Here is an 18,713-nt window from a genome sequence, read left to right on the forward strand (position 1 = left end):
GTTAATGCGGGATAAATGTATTTCAAAGAAATAGCTTTAAATCACTTTCAAAAAAATGGATAGTATACATTTAGTGCTGATTAAATCAGCACTCTCTTTTAATTTAAAAGGTATAGCAAAAATTTTATTTTTACGATTACAATTTTAAACAATTAAAAAAGGAGCGTTTTATTATGAGTAATTTAGAATTGTTAAATCCGGAGAACAGTGCATTAATTTTGATTGATTTTCAACCTCAAATGACTTTTGGAGTTGCAAGTATTGATAGACAAACATTGATTAATAACGTTATGCTACTTGCTAAATCAGCAAAAACTTTTAACGTACCTACTATTCTTACTACAGTTGAGACACGCAGCTTTTCTGGTTATTTTTGGCCACAAATTCTTGATATATTCCCAAACCATGAAATTATAGAACGCAGTTCAATGAACTCTTGGGAAGATCCAAAATTTGTTGAAGCAGTTAAAGCAACAGGTAGAAAGAAATTAATATTTGCAGCACTTTGGACTGAAGTTTGCCTTGCATTCCCTGTGCTTGAAGCAATGAAAGCTGGCTATGAAGTGTATGCAGTTGATGATGCTTCAGGTGGTACTAGTCTGACAGCACATAACGCTGCTATGCGTCGTGTAGAACAAGCTGGTGCAATTCCAGTGACAGCAATTCAAGTTTTACTTGAATACCAACGTGACTGGGCACACAAAGACACTTATGATGCTGTAATGGAAATTGTAAAGGAGCACACTGGCGCTTATGGTCAAGGAGTAGAATACGCATATACTATGGTGCACGGCGCGCTTCCAAGCAGGAAAATATGAAACAAGAAGGAGTAGCTGTCGAAGAGACTTATACAGGGAACACGATGGATGCTGCTGATCCAGTAACAACGATTGTTACATGGGAAATTCAACAAGGTAAAGAAAAACAGTTTGAAACATGGAGACATGAAATCGAAGCTGCCGCTACTAAATTCCCAGGGCATTTAGGTGTAAATCTAATAGTCCCAAATAACGAATCGAGAGAGTATACTGTTATTTTTCGCTTTGATACGTATGAGCATCTACGTGCTTGGCAAGAATCAGACATTCGCCGGGATTTGTTAAAAACGGCAGAACAATTTCAAGTTACTAATCCGAGTTACAAAACTGAAAGTAGTTTGGCTTATTGGTTTGTTACTCCGAAAACGCCAGTTCCACCGCCAAAATGGAAAATGTCTATCGTTACCCTTTTGGGTGTATGGCCTCTTAGCATGTTAGTTCCTAAAGTGATAGGACCTATTATAAAACATATGAATCCTATTATGTCGGCCTTTTTTGTTTCAGTATGTATAGTGTCCTTGCTATCATGGGTAGTCATGCCGATTTTCGGTAAATTATTTCATCCATGGTTACAAAATAATAGAAAGTAGACGAGGTGTGAACATGAATTTACCGGATATGATCTTATATAACGGAAAAATTACTACCCTTGACCCTTCTCAGCCTGAGGTATCTGCTATCGCCATAACTGATGGTTTAGTCACTGCAGTAGGTGGAGATGAGCTTCTTAATAGTGCCACGGAAAAAACAAAGAAAATAGACCTTAAAAGAAAGAGAGCTATTCCAGGCCTGAATGACTCTCATATACACGTTATTCGTGGTGGTCTGCATTATAATATGGAATTACGTTGGGAAGGCGTGCCATCACTTTTTATTGCTCTAGAAATGCTCAAAGAACAGGCAAGGCGTACACCTGCTCCTCAGTGGGTAAGGGTAGTTGGAGGTTGGTCTGAATTTCAATTTAAAGAGAGACGGTTGCCAACTTTGGAAGAAATTAATGCCGTTTCTGAAGACACTCCTGTATTTGTGCTACATCTTTACGATAGAGCACTTGTAAATCGTGCTGGGCTGCATGCACTGGGATATACAAAAGATACACCAGACCCTCCAGGCTGCTTAATTGAGCGGGATAAACGAGGTAATCCAACGGGCCTTTTAATTGCGAATCCTAACGCTTCTATTCTTTATTCAAGTTTAGGTAAAGCACCAGCACTTAATTTTGACGACCAGATTAATTCAACTCGCCATTTTATGCGCGAATTAAATAGATTAGGTATTACAAGTGCTATTGACGCAGGTGGTGGATTCCAAAATTATCCTGATGATTACAAAGTTGTTGAACATTTAGCCGAGAAGGAACAATTAACTTTGCGTATTGCTTATAATCTATTTACGCAGAATCCAAATCATGAATATGAAGACTTTGCTTCATGGGCAAAAATTGTTTCTCCAGGTCAAGGAACTGATAAGTATAAAATGAATGGTGCCGGAGAGATGTTAGTATTCTCAGCAGCCGATTTTGAAAAATTTCAAATGCCACGGCCTGAACTAGCTACGATGATGGAAGCTGACTTAAAGAAAGTAATTTCTCTATTGGTGGAAAACCGTTGGCCCTTCCGTTTACATGCAACTTATGATGAGTCAATCACACGTTTCTTAAATGTATTCGAGGAAGTTAACAGTGAAATTCCTTTTAATGGTCTACGATGGTGGTTTGATCATGCAGAAACAATCTCAGATCGTAGCATGGAACGTGTTAAGGCTTTAAATGGCGGTATTGCCATCCAAGACCGCATGGCTTTTCAAGGTGAATACTTTGTTGATTTATACGGAAAGGAAGCTGCAAAGCGTACTCCTCCGATTTATCGTATGTTAGACCTTGGTATACCTGTTGGCGCCGGTAGTGATGCAACTAGAGTTTCCAGCTATAACCCTTGGGTCGCTCTTTATTGGATGGTTGCCGGAAAAACCATTGGTGGACTTTCGATATACGATGAAAAAAATAAACTGGATAGAAAAGTAGCCCTGGAATTATATTCAAAAGGAAGTGCGTGGTTCTCTGGTGATGAAGGTAAAAAAGGAACCCTTGCAGTAGGTCAGTTTGCTGATCTTGCTGTATTGTCTGCTGACTACTTTACTGTGCCAGAAGAAGAAATCAAAAACCTTGAATCATTACTCACAATTATGGGCGGACAGGTTGTGTATGGAAATGATGAATTTAAAAATTTATCACCTGAATTGCCGCCAGCATCACCTGACTGGTCACCGACGGGAGTTTATGGTTATGGCGGTGCTAACCTAGCCAACACTATACTTTCTCACGATGCCCATGATAACAAGTTACATAGTTGCAGTAACCCTCTCCATCAACACACTCATACCGTAATAGGAAAAGATGGAACTACATGGGGTATCGGTTGTACTTGCTTTGCTTTCTAAATCAAAACCACCGGTATAATGCCGGTGGTTTTCTTTCTGCAATAAGGATATGTAGATTCGAAATAGCATTGTATATCTCTATTGGAATCTATTACTATTTAATAGGACAAAAGAGTTGATAGCTTAAACTTGATTTGTTTTTTACATCCTTCTCTCCGTGCAAAGCCTACCCCTTTCCCTTAAGTAAAAGTCAAAAATCGATCACACCACACATATAAAGCCACTGCCCTTTGACTTTAATATTTGCTTTATCTTAAGATTTATAGATTTTTTCAAATTTTACACTAGAATTATTATTATTTCTATTACACTGATACTTTTTGCGAATCATTTAACTTCTGCATAAAGATGCGTGCAGCAAAACTTAAAAATTTATCATCAAAGTGAATAAGATTAATATCTTGACTTGGTGTTGGATCAGTAATACGAACTATGCTCAAAGTATCATTATTAACAAAGTTAACCAGTGAACGAGGTATTATGGCAACCCCATGTCCATTGTATACAAGGCTCAATAGAGAAATAGAAGATTTTGTTTCTATATTTGCTTCAGATAAAGATAACCCTAAACTCTCACAATATATTTTAATAGATTCACGACAACTACATGAAACCATTATTCTACTCAGCCCTACTAATTCTCGAAAAGAAACAAATGATTTTTCATTCAAAGGATGATTTTTTGGAATGACAAGGACGAGCTCTTCACTATACAAAAGGGTGTTTGTTAATGTGTCTGGAATTTGAGCACTACGTGTAATCCCAAAATCAATATTTTTGTCAACGATTTGATTTACGGCAACTTCGGATTCTACAATTTTCACTACGATGTTGGGATAATGTTGTTGAAACTTCATAATATAAGGTGTTAAATAAGTAAGGTCCTCTAATAGACCTCCTATAGTAATCACACCTCTTTTTACACCCTTTAATTCAAAAATTTCATTATAAACGTCATCAAATTGTTGCATGATAAATTTTCCTTTATCAAATAGCAGCTTACCCGCTTCTGTCATTTTGATACCTCTTCCAACTCGATGAAACAAAGGTGTATCAAGTTCACCTTCTAACACACGTATTTGTTGACTTAAAGTCGGCTGTGAAATACCTAGAACTTCCGCAGCTTTAGTAAAACTATTATTATTACAAACTTGAATAAAATACTCTAAATGACGTAACTCCATTCTTGATACCCACTCTCCGCTTTATGAAAGATTTATAATGAAAAGGACGATATGTATACGTGAACATAACAACTTTATTTCCTACTATATTAATTGCAATTACATAATTTCTTTATTTTGTACTACAATACATTTACTACTATTTATTAATTTTCCCTCCTATTTATTTAATTTATATTTAATTAGGATATTACTAAACAGAAATAACATCTAAAAACTTACACTTTCTGTGCGTAATATCCTAACTTTTTCAACTGTTTACTTATCATTTTTTCTCAATATAGTCCAAACTACCAAATATTTGCCGAATCCCCTCTCTATGCTGTGGAAAAATTAGTGTCACCAATTCAATACCTTCTGAAATAATTGATGCATACGTGATACAAAAACTTACAAGTAATATTTTGTCCTCAATTTTTTTATAGGCCGATCAGCTTTACTGTATAGTAGCTCAAGCACTGCAAATTCAGTTGCATTAAGTCCATAAATTTTTAGATCCTTTTCATACGTTTAGTGATTGGCTGTAATTCCCTTGATAATATAACAAATAACTTTAAAGATAAGCTCTCATAATTACCAATCCTTTACAAGTTATCTTGAATTCGAGATTTATTATATTATCGTCGAAATATTATGTCAATAATTCATTTTAGCGTTATCAAGCCACTTATAATTTATTTCTCAACATAAGACATATAGAATCGTTAGAAAATAACTGTTAATATATAGATATCTCAATTACGTTATTTTTTAGAGGGCTTGTTGTCTAGAACAAGCTCTCTTTTTTCATAGTCTAAATGGAATTCGGACACATTTTATATGGTGAGTTTTGCCCTCTTTTAGCGATAGAGACAAAAAATCTGGTTGTGATGTAAAAACTTCAAAATAACCGCAAATAATCTATAAAAATCAGACATATTAATGAATATGCATTCAAGCGAATCCGGTCTGTTTAAATTTGATTATTGAACTATTTCTCTGTGGCAAAATAAAGCAGCGCTATGGTCGGAAAAGCGATTCCGATCCACAATGCTACACTCCATCCTCCGAAAAAGGATCCAACAGCAACACCCAAAAAGAAAATAGACATGAATAATCCATTTAAGCGACTACGAACTTCTGGTTGCAAAGAGAAAATCAAACGTTGACTTAAAACTGGAAGAGGAATATCGCACTCGATGTTTCCAGCCCCGTCGACTGCAAGCAAAGCAACTTCTAGAGAAGGGAATTCAAAGAGGAGAATTGAAAGAAAACCTTGATATTGAATTATCCATCGATCTCATTTACGGACCAATTTTTTATCGGTTGCTAGTAACCGGTGATAAGTTGGATGATTCCTATGTACATCACTTGGTAACAAGCGCATTCGATGGAATACGATAAACATGAATAACATTCGAAAAAAGAATTAAATGGGCCTTCCTCCTATACGAATAAAATTTCGCTTAACTTAATAAATAAAATATCTAATTATTTAAGCTGATGTATATGAGTCGGTCCCCCACATACATCAGCTTAAGAGTTGAGAATTACCCTAAATGAATGAACATGCAAAAAAATTTATTCTGGGGATTTTACGATATTTTATTTAATCGAAATGTGACATAACTCCTAATATTAGTCTTATTAAGACGCAAGCTCCCTCTCTTCTCTTTTTTAATTGAATATTTTAGGTTTATAATGATTTATTTTTAAAGATAATTACCTAATTTATTAACTTATTTTAGAGTAAAAAATAGGAGAAGCCTATCGTGACAGACTCCTCCTAAAAAACAACCGTTATATACATATTGAAAATAAATTTATTTTATTAATAATGAATATTCACCAGTGTTATCATCAAATTTATACACATTCAAATAATATTTCCCTGGTTTCGCTACGAATTTTCCCTTTATAGCATTTCCTTCATCTTCACCACAAGCTACGTAATTTTGCATGTCTGATTCATGATAAAGTACCCATGTCATCCCAATGTTTTGTTCATTTACCACAGAAATATCTACTTCTTTTGGAACTGTAACATCAAACGTATAAACATCTGTTTGATCAGGAGCAATCAGATTTCCTTTTACAAGCTTATTAAACGGGAGTACCTTTTCCTCTTCAAGGGATCCACCTGTTTGCGGATCTTGTTTTACAGTAACTTTTGTTTGTTCTTTACTTTCTTTTCCTCTACTATCTTTCACTGTTAGTTCCACAGTATATGCTCCTTTTTCTCCATATACATGGGTAGGGCTGACTTCTGTACTTGTTGTACCATCTCCAAAGTTCCATAGATAAGAAATAATTTTTCCATTTTCACTTTCTGTACCATCACTATGGAATTGAATTCCTTCATTTACTATCCCGCTATATGGTCCATTCATATTTACTATAGTCGTTGTTTTTTCTTTTTCCTCTGTTGCAACACCATGGAAAACAATATCATATTCAAATTGATTGGCTGCATTCACACGATAGTTAACAAAATAGGCTGTAACTGTTTTATAGCCGCTCCATCCTGTTTGAGACAACTGCTCCAAGGTTTGATTGACTTGTTTACTCATTGTTTTCCAGTCTTCAGACTCACCTTTTGATGTACTACCTATGTACTTGCCTTCTACAGTAAATGTGTTAAAAAATTGAGACTCATGTTTTGTGATTTTTGCATCTTTTATATTAGTTACATCGACAATTTCTTTCTTCACTTCAGCTAACGGCTTAGGTGCATGTTGTATTAAGTAATCATTTGTTACTTGTGGTACATTGTATTTATCTTGATTATCAATCAACTGCTGCATATACGTTTGATATTCTGTATTCAGCTGTGCATCTTTACTTAATGCTTCACGATACGCGTCATAATTTTTCACATCGTTTGCACGGATTAAATCCTGAATCTTATCAAAGGTTTCAAAGTGGTGATTATATAGATAAGACTGTAGTGCAAAGGAATAATTATAAAAATCCCATGATCCATATTTTGCGAACAAAGTTTGCTTTGCAGTATAACGGCTTGCCGGATCAGATGATAAGCCACTTATAATACTTTTACGTGGAACAACATTATTTGTACGTGTAGATCCTGCAAAGAATTCTGCATTCCCTTCTTGGAACCAAGTTAAGCGTTCATTTTGATATAGTTCTCCACTCCCAAATAAACCAGGAACCTCGTATCTTCCTTGTAAATAATGAGTGAATTCGTGACGGAATAACTCTTCTAGACTATAAATACTCTGTTTTGGTGTACGCTCATATGTAAAGAAAGTACCCTTCTCTTCAATATAAATACCGCCGTTGTTCGTTTCATATCCATATAATTGTCTATTTAATTGATAATCATCTGGATTATTATAAATTACAATTGTCAGCACATCATCTGCGTTACCTGGTTCTAGTGCTTTATCATTTCCAATTACACGGTGATATTGTGCCTTTACTTCTTTGGCTGCCCAATATAACCTTTTAATTTTCTCTTCTGTTACTTTATCGCCTGTCTTAAAAACAATAGATCCATCATCAAATGTATATGTTTTAGGTAAGTATTGTAACTTCCCTTCTTCACGTATTTTCTGTAAATCTACTGTATTTCCATCATAATCTTTTCCACCGTAGTTTGTTTTGATTTGCTCTACCGCTATAAAATAAGGTCCACTTAGGCGAGGATACATATTCATCGCTTGTGTAATAACTTCCAATCCTTTGTTTGGATTGCTATGAAATTTCCCTAAACGTCCTGCATAATAAATCCCATTATTAATTAGCCAACTATTCTCAGTTGTTAAATTCCGTATGAGAGCAATTCTACTAACCTCATTTATAAAGTTATCTATCTTTCCATACCACATTGTTGCATTAGGCTTTTTATTCGTTTCCTGCAAATAAGATTGTATATCATAATCAATACCTTTTACGATTTCATATACAGCTTGTTCTTTCATATAATCATTAGCATACATAGAAAGGTTATCATTAAACTGTTTTAAAATATTTGCCGCATACTGTACTGTTTCAGCATCACTAGAAGCATTACTAATTAATTTCCCATACGCAACTACTACTCTATCTTGCTCAGCTGTACCTAATGTAAAGTTTGGATTTTTTGCAATAGCTTTTAATGCTGGTAAACATTTGTCATGGAAGCTTCTCTCATTTAAGTAACCTACTTCATTATTAGAATATCCCACATAAAAAGCAGAACGTAATATCTCAACGAAAGTTTCAATTCCCATTGAGTCCTCTTTCGTAAAAGATGTCCCTCGTCGTCCTAATTCATTAATGATAACGTTCATACGTTCTCTATTTTGATAAAAAGCTTTCGTATCTTGATTGAATTGAAATAAGTCTGTAATTTGATTCCATGAAACTCTTGATAGCGTATCAATGAATTGACTATCAGGCATTTTATTCAGTTCTGCCAGAGTATAGCTTTGCTTTAATTGCCTGTCATTATGTTTCATCACCGAAGTTGGCCTTTGTGAAAAATCACCTACTTTTAAACGCTCTTCAAAAGTTAAAGTTCCATCCGCTTTTGTAGCATGTGCAATTTCATCTTTTAAAGTTTCTGTCCCAATCGGTTTCATCTGTAACGTATTATAGGGTGCTTTTTCTTCTGCGGATACCTGTGTTTGAATACTTCCAAATGATAATGCCATCGTACTAATACCGATCATCATTTGAGTAAATTTTAAATTCTTGTTCATAACATTTCCTCCATTTATATATTCCACCCAAAAATATAACATTTTATCTTAATAAATTATCATAAAATGTATTATTACATATTGTTTAATATACATTTATGTATAAATTAATATTAAACAAATCATTATTGAATCTCTTTCTTTTTCCATACATACTCATAAATTGAGTAAACTTTTTGTTTGGAATTTACAGGTTCGTTGCACGAAACCAGACTCTCTTGCAAGATTTCTTAAGATGTTCGGGGATAAATAACATTGAATTTCTTGAGCAAATAGTTGTAGTTCATCAGATACAAAAATAGACATAAAAAACGCTATCCTTTCCTAGGATTCTAGAGAAAGAATAACGTTTTTTTACTCGTTCAGTACTTAGTAGGTATAACTTTTTATATTTCAAATGACTTTTCTCTCTAAAATTATTTTTCATACAAATTTTCAGATTCTAAAAAATCTATAAATTTCTTATAATGTGTCACTGTTCTTTCTAAAGCAATCATTAAAACAAATATAAAATAAATTGCTTGAATTCCATTCATATAATTAAAGAGTGATTCAAATATATATACAATACTTGCAATCATAGAACAAAACCATAAATAAAATTTCATTTTCAGTTTTTTAATTTTTTGCTTAGTTGTCTTACAAGGCTGGCCATGAACTCTTATAAACAAATAAATTGCTGTATGCAAAATAATAATTGAAAATTGGAAACTTCGATTGTCCTCTGAACTAAATTCAGAGAAACCTATTTCTAATGAATGTAATACTATCCAAATAGAAAACAAAGATAGCACGAAGACATATAAAAAACCAAATAATAATTCAAAAATAAATAACCAAGGTTTATTTAATATTGAGTAAAATGGATTTAGATATTTTATGGTTAATAAAAATTTCTTCACTAAATCAGTAATAATAATTGATGTATTAGTTATATTCATATAGAAAAGTAATGTTATTGGAACCAATAACATTATAGCAATGCCCCAAATGGTAATCTTAATACCGGATAAAAAGAAAACAGCTCCAAAAATTACAACTGAAAAAATAAAAGTTGATATTGGAACAAACATTAAAAATATAAGAGTTCTTATTAAGATTAACTCCCCTAAAAAATCTTTTATTATGAAAACATGTATTTTTTCCTCCTTGTAATTCTTCACAGTTTCAACTATTTCTTTCTCGGATAAAAGAAAATACTTCAATCTATTAAACATAAAAAAACTCCTTTATATTAATTTAAAAAAGATTGACCTCTGTATGCTACAGAGGGCAATCTTTCTTGATGATTAAAATATATACCCAACTGTTAGCAAATATATTAAAAGACATTGTCATCAATTCACTTTAAATTTCACTTCTGGGTATTTGGAGTCCAATTTTTCAAGCGCAGAGCTATCGTCTACCTGTTTCACATATCGATCAAAAAAAGCGAGACTGAATTCGTTTATAATACGGTGAACGTATCTTGGATCTTCATCTAAGCTTCGTAACAAAGGAGAGAACAAATGAAAATCAGTGAAACTCGTATGATTGGTATGGGGAATAACCATTGACATGCCACCACCTGCAAGTGCATGGTCACTACGAACTTTTCCCTCTAAAAAATCTTCCGTGGAATCATCACTAGTCTCTGCATTCATAATCAAAAACGGTTTTCCAACTCTAGATTTCGGAACATTTTCCCCATATAATGTACCATCCATATTGATGGCTGCTTTGACACGGGAGTCTTCCACTAACACTTGCGCAGCTGTAGCTCCACCATAAGAATGTCCAAACATTCCAATTCGGGATGTATCCATTCTTCCTGTAAAGCGATTATCTTTATCGCTTTGGTTAAGCTTCTCTATTTGATTAAGTACAAAAACAACATCTTCCTTCCATAATTTGATATGGCGATCTCGTTCGGCAAAATCAGTTAAATTGATCGACTGTACAAAAGCGGTTCTGCCATCTGGAAAGACGGTAGCTGCAGCATCATAGGTATGATCAATTCCTACGACGATGTAACCTTGGCTGGCCAACTCCTCCACCTCAAACGTGTTTTGATTGCGAAAACCGCTTAAACCATGGGAAAAGAGTAGGACCGGATAACGTTCCTCTGAATCTGACAATTGAGCTTCCATGAATGCATTCGACTTCATCAAGCCTAGATGATGAAACGCGAATGCTGGAATAGACAATGATTTTTCCAACCCCTTGGCAATCTCATCCGAGTTATGGATATAAGGTGCGCGATTCATCTCTCCTTTTTCTTTTGCAGGATACCAAACCTGAACCATCAGCTCGCGCCGGCCGTTCAAATCTTTCATATAAGGTTCTTCTCGATTATAATCAATCCAATGATAAAGTGTAGTACCAACCTTGAAGGGACCGCTCGTTTTTTCAAATAAAACTACCGGCATGAGGGAAGGAAGCATGACCGCAATAGTCAAATAAATGACCAGTAGCGATGTCTTGACTGTGAATGCCCCACAACTTTTAACGTTCTTTTTTGATTCAGCAAATAGATAGCAGCTTGTTAAAATAAATGGGGACAAATAAGCAGGAATCATCTGCCAGCGATACCCTTCTACGATAAGCTGCACAACAACCACACAAAAGGCAACTGTTAGAATAAAGACAGACCATTGTTTTATTTTCTCACTAAAAAACAATATACAGCCTAGAATACTAAAATTCACAATGATTATAACAGTCTCAAAAAAATCCATTTACATTCCTCCTATACCCGTATTTTATCTTCAAGGACATCCCAGCCAAATTGAAAAAACAATTTAAAATTACAAACTTTTCGTTTCCATCTCTGATTACCTTAATTTGTACCTTTAGTACCAAAAAATTATTTTCGGTACTCATTTTATATTATACCGAAATCTTCCAGACTGTAAAGTATAATTACCCTTAAGTAAAATCGACATAAAGTGAAACTTTAATCAGTGGGGTTTTCTTCATCCCCCACTGATTATCAGCCCTCACCAATCGGACTTTTATGGGCAGTTGATCTCCCACCTAAATTCTTTGCTTTCACTGAATTTTGAGGTAGGAATCTTACTGCCCATTAAAGCGGGATAAAAATAAAAAATGAGCGGGGCTACGTTAACCTGTATGGTTATTGTGACCCTACTCATTTTTTATGTAGAAGTACTATTTAATCCTTACTTGTGATTCCATGCAATATGATATCGGTCATCATTGCAAGTGACTCTTGTAGAGTAATTTGGTTAGAGGCTATACTCCCCTGTTCAAAAATTGATTTCATTAACGTTTTGAGTGTTTGGATTAGCACTGGAATGTCCATTGAACGTAAAACACCGGTATTGATGCCCTCTTCAACTAGCCCAGTAATTACCTCCCATTCTTCATTTATGCCTTGTTCTATTTTTGCCCACTGCTCTGGATGGTAACGTCGCAGTTCAATCAGTAAACGTACGAAGCTGTGCTGAAAATCCTTAGGCACAATTAAAAGAATCCCTTTTAATTTTTCCGGTATGGTCAAATTCGAATTATCGATAATTTCCCGAAAACGTATTTGGGCTTCTTCATTTATTTGCTCAACTACATAACCAATAAGCTCGTCCTTAGATGGAAAATGCTCGTAAAGCGTACTTTTGCTTACACCTAGATCACGAGCTAAATCACTCATTGTGAATTTTATTCCCCTTACATGAAAAAGCGCAATAGCAGTTTTGGCAATCCGATCTTTCATCATTTATTCACCTCATACCAAAATAGTAAAGTTATTATCTCTCCAGTACTATAATAGTACTTCGAGTACAAGAATAGTTTAACTTTTTATTTCTTGAAGGTCAAACGTGATGAAGATGATGACATTTCACCTCATAGCCTTTAAATGAAAATATTATGTTTTTTATGGAAACCAAGTTTATTTTTATCATTACGGGGACATCAAAACTTTAACTTGATGGGGATATGGTGCTATCTCGATTAATAAATATTACAAATCATATATCTATCATATTTTTTATAAACAGGATTAATTAGATTTAAAAAAAGATTTCTTTTTCTTTACTCGTAATAAGTCACCTGTCCATCCTTTGAATCGCATATACATATACATCCCCCCTGTTGTGAAAATAATAAATAAGAGAGCGATTAAATAGCTATATTTCCATTCTAGTTCAGGCATGTATTTAAAATTCATACCCCATAATGCTCCTAAGGCTGTCAAAGGCGTACTCACAGCAGTTAATACAGTAAGAGCTTTCATAATTTCATTCCCACGATGAGAAGAAACAACTTCTTGCAAATGAATCATCGTGTCTAATTCTTCTTGGTACTCTTTAACGAGTTGTAATCCACGCTCTAATTTTACGCTTGTTTGTTTATAACAAAGGGTGTTTGTTAGTTTTTCTAACCAAGCTTCTTTTAGGCCTTGTAACACTTCTTGTATTAAGCGAAACACGTGTGTGTTCATAAATAATTCATGACGAATATGATAAATCCTTTCTAAAACTGCTATGTTATTATGATGATAAAAATCCCATAATACATTTCTGAAATTGTTTTCAAAGTAGTCAACCTTTCGCAAATAATGAGATATAAACATTGATAAGATAGCACATAATCCTTCAGCGGAACTATTACAATTTTTTGTACCCATAGGGAAATTATGTATTAATTTTTTGAAATCCTCTTCCTCTTTTTCCTGAACTGTTATCAGTATTCCATGAGCTACGAAATAATGAAGAAATTTTTGAATTTTGGCGTCCTTTTTATCTTGATCATATAAAAACGAACCATATACACAAGTTTGACTTGGTGATAACGTATAAACATATAATCCATTTTCACAAGGAGAACTTATTTTCTTTACAAATTGAGAGAAATAAGATGTTACATCACGAGGGATTATAGAAGAAAGTTTTTCAAGCTCACTAGTTTTCACATGATACCAACTCCATTTCGTCATTTTTATGCATTCCATATTATTCTTCCTTTCTAAATTGTTTTATGTTTAATCGAATCATAACCGTAGTATGACATTTGTATGTAGGTATTCATGTCTTGGAGGAAAAGTTTTTAGATCATCTAAATTACAAAATAAATGACATAGGAGGCCTTATTCTTTTAAAAGGAAGACCCCCTATATTAGTTATTTTCATTCTCAATTTTAAACATTTCCTCTATACAAGCACTTTTTATTTTTTCTTATAAAGAATTTATTATATGTGGAAAAGAAGCTACATAATTTGGCACGTCTATTCAACGAACTCCATTTCAGTCGTTATTATAATTTGGATTCATATGCAGATTGATTGGTGATGTCGTCAAATACTTGACTCCCAATAATGTAGTATCCATGAAGTGCAGCCTCTTTCGAAGCGTCTACCATACGGAAAGAAGAAATTTCACTTTGCATTTTTTTAATTCGTTTTTTGTGGAGATCTACTATTCCTCCTGTCCAAATAATAGTATCATACTGTTCTAACGTAAATTGTTCTTGTAATATGCACATGACGTCTTGGAAGTGTGCATCCAACTCTTTTTGAATCAAAGTATGAACCTGACTTGTCTCAGGATTTTCTTCTCGACATTCATATCCTTTTTCTAATATGTTTGGCATGTCGTTAATATGCAATTGATTACTTTCACCCTCATGATTCTGCACGATATTCTTAATATTTTTCAAAGGCTTGCTACATCCTAGTTCCGTCTCATAATGATTTAAAATGACATTCTGTTTCATATCTGTCATTTCTAATGTACGAAATCCACCATCAATAATTAAGATACGATCTTGTTCCTGAATGATTCCCTCTTTTAAGAAATAGGCATGTAAAGCGACCGGTTGCTGAAGAATCAAAACATTTTCCACCGTAATATTAATAAATTTCCCATCAATTTGTACGGAAGTTTCTTTTTTTAGTGCACGTTGTAATTGCTCATGCTGACTACCAAAACAAGTAACGGGAAGCCCGGTAACAACTAAAGGTAACACGACATTTTCTTTATAATCCTTTGCAATGCAACCAAATATTTGTTGTTTAAACTGTTCGCTTTCATAATAATTTTCTATTTCTTCTTCAAATGGAGGAAGAAATGAAGCGTCAGATTGATGTGCTTCATTTCCCATGTAGTATGCAAAGTCTAAGTCTATAAAACTTACCTTTGTTAAATCTTCACTTTCAGCATGATTAGGTACAGGAGCTAGTGTGGCAGCTTCACTCTTAATCGTCACCTCAGAATCTACATCCTGTCGATATGCCCGCTTAGTAAAACCAATTCCTACATCAATTGCATACAGAGATTTCATACTTTTTTCCTCACTTTCTCTTTTTAGAATTAAATCTAAGCACTCTCTTCTTTCCCTTCTTTCACATATTTCTTTTCATTTTCCGTTTTTTCTCCGGCTAGGTTCTTACTATTTTGATTTATTTCATTATCCTTTTCATCTTTTTTCTTTTTGTTATTTTCGTTTTCTGTTAAATCTTTAATAGTAGAAATGACAACCGGTGTGGCTGTAAGCAGTTGTGGTAATGTTTGTTTTGCAACATTAGCTGCAGTTACAGAGAATTGTTTACTTGTCTCGGTTACCTTCTCTAATGTTTCCTTTATGTTTCCTTCTTGTAGTTTGTCTTTTACGCTTTTTCCTTTTGTTTGTATAGCTTTCCGATTTTCTTTTTTTAACAGAGATACCATGACTCCGGTCGTAATCCCAATCACAGCATATTTAAATATTGTATGTTTCATTTTTCTCACCCTTCTCTACTTTTATTTTCTTCCATGCTACAACCTAAAATAATTAACTTATCTATTTATCAGATATTGCAATCTATTAGAGAGAATGATAGTTTTGCGGCTGCCTATCACTCGCCGTTAGTGTTTCATCTGTTACTAGAAGTAAAATTCTCCCTTGATCTAGTTTTTCTTCATATAAGTTAGCTTCCTCCTTCGACAACCCCATTTCCTCCATTTGATTTCGGAGCTCGTCCCCTTTTTTGGAGAAAAAGTTGATAATACTTGTGCCCAACCCTTGTTCTTTTACTCCAATCGTATTTGTATTTGTATCATCCGCAATCTTTTTTGTTATATGTTTTTCATGTGTTAAGACGTAAATGTCATCTTGGTGAATCCCTTTCAATTCTAGCTCTTTTACTTTCATAACTACTTCCTGTTCATTTTGATATTCATAAACCACCGGTTTTCTTTCATTCTTATGCATCGTATTTTTCCTCCCTTAGATTTTTTATTTTCTTATTTAGTTGTTATGTAATATGTAATACACCTATTTTAAAGATGTTAAACCTAAATTTTCAAAAAACTTCACATAATAGGTTATTAATGTTTTTGAATATCAAGGAAATGTCACGAGCACTTTGCTTTGATAACAGTGTTACAAATAACGCTTTATTTGGAAGACAAGTCCATTATTTTATAGAAATCATAGAAAAATAAAAAAGCACTCCTTTTCAAAGAGTGCTAAAAAAAACATATAACCTAATAAAAATATTTCTATTTTGATTACAGAAAGAAAGTCTTTATTAAAACATATGGTTGCTAATTTAATTGCGATCTGCCTTGCACCCAAGCAGCAATATCATTTATAACATACTCAGGAATATTAGCAGGACTATAATATTCATCCGGTTTACTTATTTCCCCATCGCCCTCTGTAAAGAAATGATTTAACTTTGGATATAGTCGATAATCAACGTTATTTCGTTCTTTTAATTGTTCTTTCCAAAGAGGAATTTCGATTTTTGATTGAACTTGATAGTCTCTTTCTCCTTGAATAATAAGAAGTGGTGTCTTTTGTTCTTTTGATATTTCTGCTGCTTTAATTTTCCGAATAGAATCCCAAAATACTGCTGATCCTAAGTAAAAATCTTTTGGAGGATTCTGACCAGAGAAATTTGGATCATTTAATAATTCAAATTGCGATTTGTAGAATTTATATTGCTCCTGGTTCATTGCTCCAATAGAAAAAAGATACTCAAATTGATCTAAAACAACGTCTTGAATCGTACGAGCTGGTCCACCCATTACAATTGCCCCAGCAATATTTTGATTTTGGTCTTTTTCAATCATTTTCGGAAGCATCATTCCACCTTGACTATGACCAAGAATATATATTTGATTCTTATTTATTAGAGGCTCATTTTTAAGAAATTGAGTTACAAGAAGAGCATCATCTGTTGTCTCTTTATCAACTGTATAGAAGGGACTGAATTGTGTTTTCAGCCCATGTTCATACGTTCGTTTATTATAGCGAAGGACAGCAATTCCCTTCGATGCAAGACCTTCAGCTAAATCGCGAAATGGTTTTAAAGCAAACGCTGTTTCATCCTGATCAGTTGCTCCTGATCCTTGAACAAGAATAACCGCTGGAAAAAGACCATTTCCTTTTGGAACCGACAATGTTCCTGGTAATGGAAATGCACCACTTCCAACTACTACTTCTTTATCAACAAATGATTCAGGCTTACTATATGATGGACACTCAGCAACAGGACTAAACGACATGCTTAGTTGAAAATCGTCTATTTTTCCAGATGGATCTAGTTTAATTAGTAAAGGTACAGTCATTTTTTCAAAAACTAATTGAATCTCCACATTTGTATGAACAGGATTTGTCTCTTTTTGTGTAACCTCTCCAATTTCTATAAAAGAACCTGCTTGTAATTGAACTGGCAGTCCCTCCCAATAGCTCTTCAACCATTCTTCGGATATTATTTTCTGTAATGACCTTGAGGTTAAATCAAATGCAGATTTATAATCTTCACTATTCATATGGCGAATAAATGAAAGAGTAGTAGATATAACAGGATTTTCATCATCACTATTGTCTATTTTTTTTATATTTGTGTTTACTTCCTTTAATTTTGAAATAAATTGGTGGTTAAATGGATTATTATATGTATTAGGATATAAATTTGTTTTCAAAATTTCCGTATTCCGTGCCTTATACAAATTTGAAGAACTCTTAAAATTTTCAGGTGAAATTACTTCCTCCGCATATGAGACTGAGGGAATTGCTATTGTAAAAATTGCACTGATAAGTAATAACTTATTACTTATTCTTCTTTTCTTACCCATACTTATTGATTCTCCCTTCAAAATTTAAAATTTCTAATACAATATGCCAACTATAAGGAAAATAAAAATTACCAAAGAGATTAATAATCTATTTTACGATCCCCCTCTCAAGTTAAAAATCTATCATTAACAAACTTCAATAAAAAACGCCTTCCCCCTCTTTTTTTATTGTTGGATTTTCCAATGACCTAGAAGCACAGCACGAAATTACATGTAACCGACCCATGAGATTCTCTGTTTCAAAAGAAAAAAGCACCCCACTAGATGCTTTCTTTAATTGTTCTCACTATCATTTATTCAGGTAATTCTCTTATTACTATAAGATAAATTCATTCTATTTCCTAAACCTCACTTATTTCTTAATTCACTCATACCAATATAAAACCTAATAACCTACCATCAAAAAATAAAGAAAATAGGTTATTTGGCTATTCATTTCGTAAACTTAATGCTCAAATTAGTTTTTTTCACAAAGTTAAACTTTATTAAGAAAAACTTAAAGAATTTCCCTCTATATTCATAAG

General features: G+C 33.6%; 13 protein-coding genes and 4 pseudogenes. 4 read left to right on the plus strand and 13 right to left on the minus strand.

Annotated elements, in window-relative coordinates:
* Positions 1-173 precede the first annotated feature (173 nt).
* The 3 genes from HFD78_RS23425 to HFD78_RS23435 are packed head-to-tail and all read left to right on the plus strand — an operon-like array spanning position 174 to position 3,257.
* Entirely contained in the window at positions 174-818 is a 645-nt protein-coding gene (locus HFD78_RS23425) for a hydrolase (RefSeq protein WP_000067163.1), read from the plus strand.
* Positions 815-1,408: an antibiotic biosynthesis monooxygenase gene (locus tag HFD78_RS23430; RefSeq protein WP_000806851.1), complete on the plus strand. Its 594-nt coding sequence runs from the start codon at positions 815-817 to the stop codon at positions 1,406-1,408. The genes HFD78_RS23425 and HFD78_RS23430 overlap by 4 nt, the downstream gene beginning before the upstream one ends.
* Positions 1,409-1,421: 13 nt before the next feature.
* Positions 1,422-3,257, plus strand: a complete 1,836-nt coding sequence (locus HFD78_RS23435) for an amidohydrolase (RefSeq protein WP_070756681.1) — start codon at positions 1,422-1,424, stop codon at positions 3,255-3,257.
* A 305-nt stretch (positions 3,258-3,562) separates the two neighbouring features.
* Here HFD78_RS23435 and HFD78_RS23440 read toward each other — a convergent pair whose 3' ends face one another.
* From HFD78_RS23440 to HFD78_RS23445, 3 genes and pseudogenes are all read right to left on the minus strand, one after another.
* The gene (locus tag HFD78_RS23440) at positions 3,563-4,441 is read right to left on the minus strand and encodes a LysR family transcriptional regulator (RefSeq protein ID WP_000423205.1); all 879 of its coding nucleotides are present in this window, start codon (positions 4,439-4,441) and stop codon (positions 3,563-3,565) included.
* A 218-nt stretch (positions 4,442-4,659) separates the two neighbouring features.
* A pseudogene (locus tag HFD78_RS29995) lies at positions 4,660-5,022 on the minus strand (MarR family transcriptional regulator).
* A gap of 389 nt (positions 5,023-5,411) precedes the next feature.
* Positions 5,412-5,597, minus strand: a pseudogene (locus HFD78_RS23445) (MFS transporter); the annotation flags it as partial.
* On the opposite strand from HFD78_RS23445, the pseudogene HFD78_RS23450 reads away from it, so the two are divergent.
* Positions 5,585-5,824: pseudogene (locus HFD78_RS23450) on the plus strand (TetR-like C-terminal domain-containing protein); the annotation flags it as partial. The pseudogenes HFD78_RS23445 and HFD78_RS23450 overlap by 13 nt on opposite strands.
* A 419-nt stretch (positions 5,825-6,243) precedes the next feature.
* Here HFD78_RS23450 and colA read toward each other — a convergent pair.
* From colA to HFD78_RS23500, 10 genes and pseudogenes are all read right to left on the minus strand, one after another.
* Entirely contained in the window at positions 6,244-9,126 is a 2,883-nt protein-coding gene (gene colA / locus HFD78_RS23455; protein WP_098219406.1) for a collagenase ColA, read from the minus strand.
* Between the two features lie 159 nt (positions 9,127-9,285).
* Positions 9,286-9,432 (minus strand): annotated as a pseudogene (locus HFD78_RS23460) (IS4 family transposase); the annotation flags it as partial.
* A gap of 110 nt (positions 9,433-9,542) precedes the next feature.
* On the minus strand, positions 9,543-10,343 hold the full coding sequence (locus HFD78_RS23465; protein WP_000483298.1) for a hypothetical protein: 801 nt from the start codon (positions 10,341-10,343) through the stop codon (positions 9,543-9,545).
* Positions 10,344-10,463: 120 nt separating this feature from the next.
* Complete coding sequence (locus HFD78_RS23470) at positions 10,464-11,843, minus strand: alpha/beta hydrolase family protein (protein ID WP_097813982.1); 1,380 nt, start codon at positions 11,841-11,843, stop codon at positions 10,464-10,466.
* A 437-nt stretch (positions 11,844-12,280) separates the two neighbouring features.
* Positions 12,281-12,841: a TetR/AcrR family transcriptional regulator gene (locus tag HFD78_RS23475; RefSeq protein ID WP_087875542.1), complete on the minus strand. Its 561-nt coding sequence runs from the start codon at positions 12,839-12,841 to the stop codon at positions 12,281-12,283.
* Between the two features lie 285 nt (positions 12,842-13,126).
* Entirely contained in the window at positions 13,127-14,077 is a 951-nt protein-coding gene (locus HFD78_RS23480) for a magnesium transporter CorA family protein (protein WP_000388933.1), read from the minus strand.
* A gap of 303 nt (positions 14,078-14,380) precedes the next feature.
* Entirely contained in the window at positions 14,381-15,406 is a 1,026-nt protein-coding gene (locus HFD78_RS23485) for a ParM/StbA family protein (RefSeq protein WP_097863145.1), read from the minus strand.
* A 35-nt stretch (positions 15,407-15,441) separates the two neighbouring features.
* The gene (locus HFD78_RS23490; RefSeq protein ID WP_065703728.1) at positions 15,442-15,843 is read right to left on the minus strand and encodes a peptidase U61; all 402 of its coding nucleotides are present in this window, start codon (positions 15,841-15,843) and stop codon (positions 15,442-15,444) included.
* Positions 15,844-15,928: 85 nt separating this feature from the next.
* Positions 15,929-16,315 (minus strand): YflT domain-containing protein, encoded by a 387-nt coding sequence (locus HFD78_RS23495; protein WP_000549439.1) that lies wholly within the window; start codon positions 16,313-16,315, stop codon positions 15,929-15,931.
* Between the two features lie 335 nt (positions 16,316-16,650).
* Positions 16,651-18,189 (minus strand): alpha/beta hydrolase, encoded by a 1,539-nt coding sequence (locus HFD78_RS23500; protein ID WP_191968116.1) that lies wholly within the window; start codon positions 18,187-18,189, stop codon positions 16,651-16,653.
* Between the last annotated feature and the right edge of the window lie 524 nt (positions 18,190-18,713).

It is taken from the genome of Bacillus sp. EKM501B, assembly GCF_011800505.1.
Lineage (GTDB): Bacteria > Bacillota > Bacilli > Bacillales > Bacillaceae_G > Bacillus_A > Bacillus_A cereus.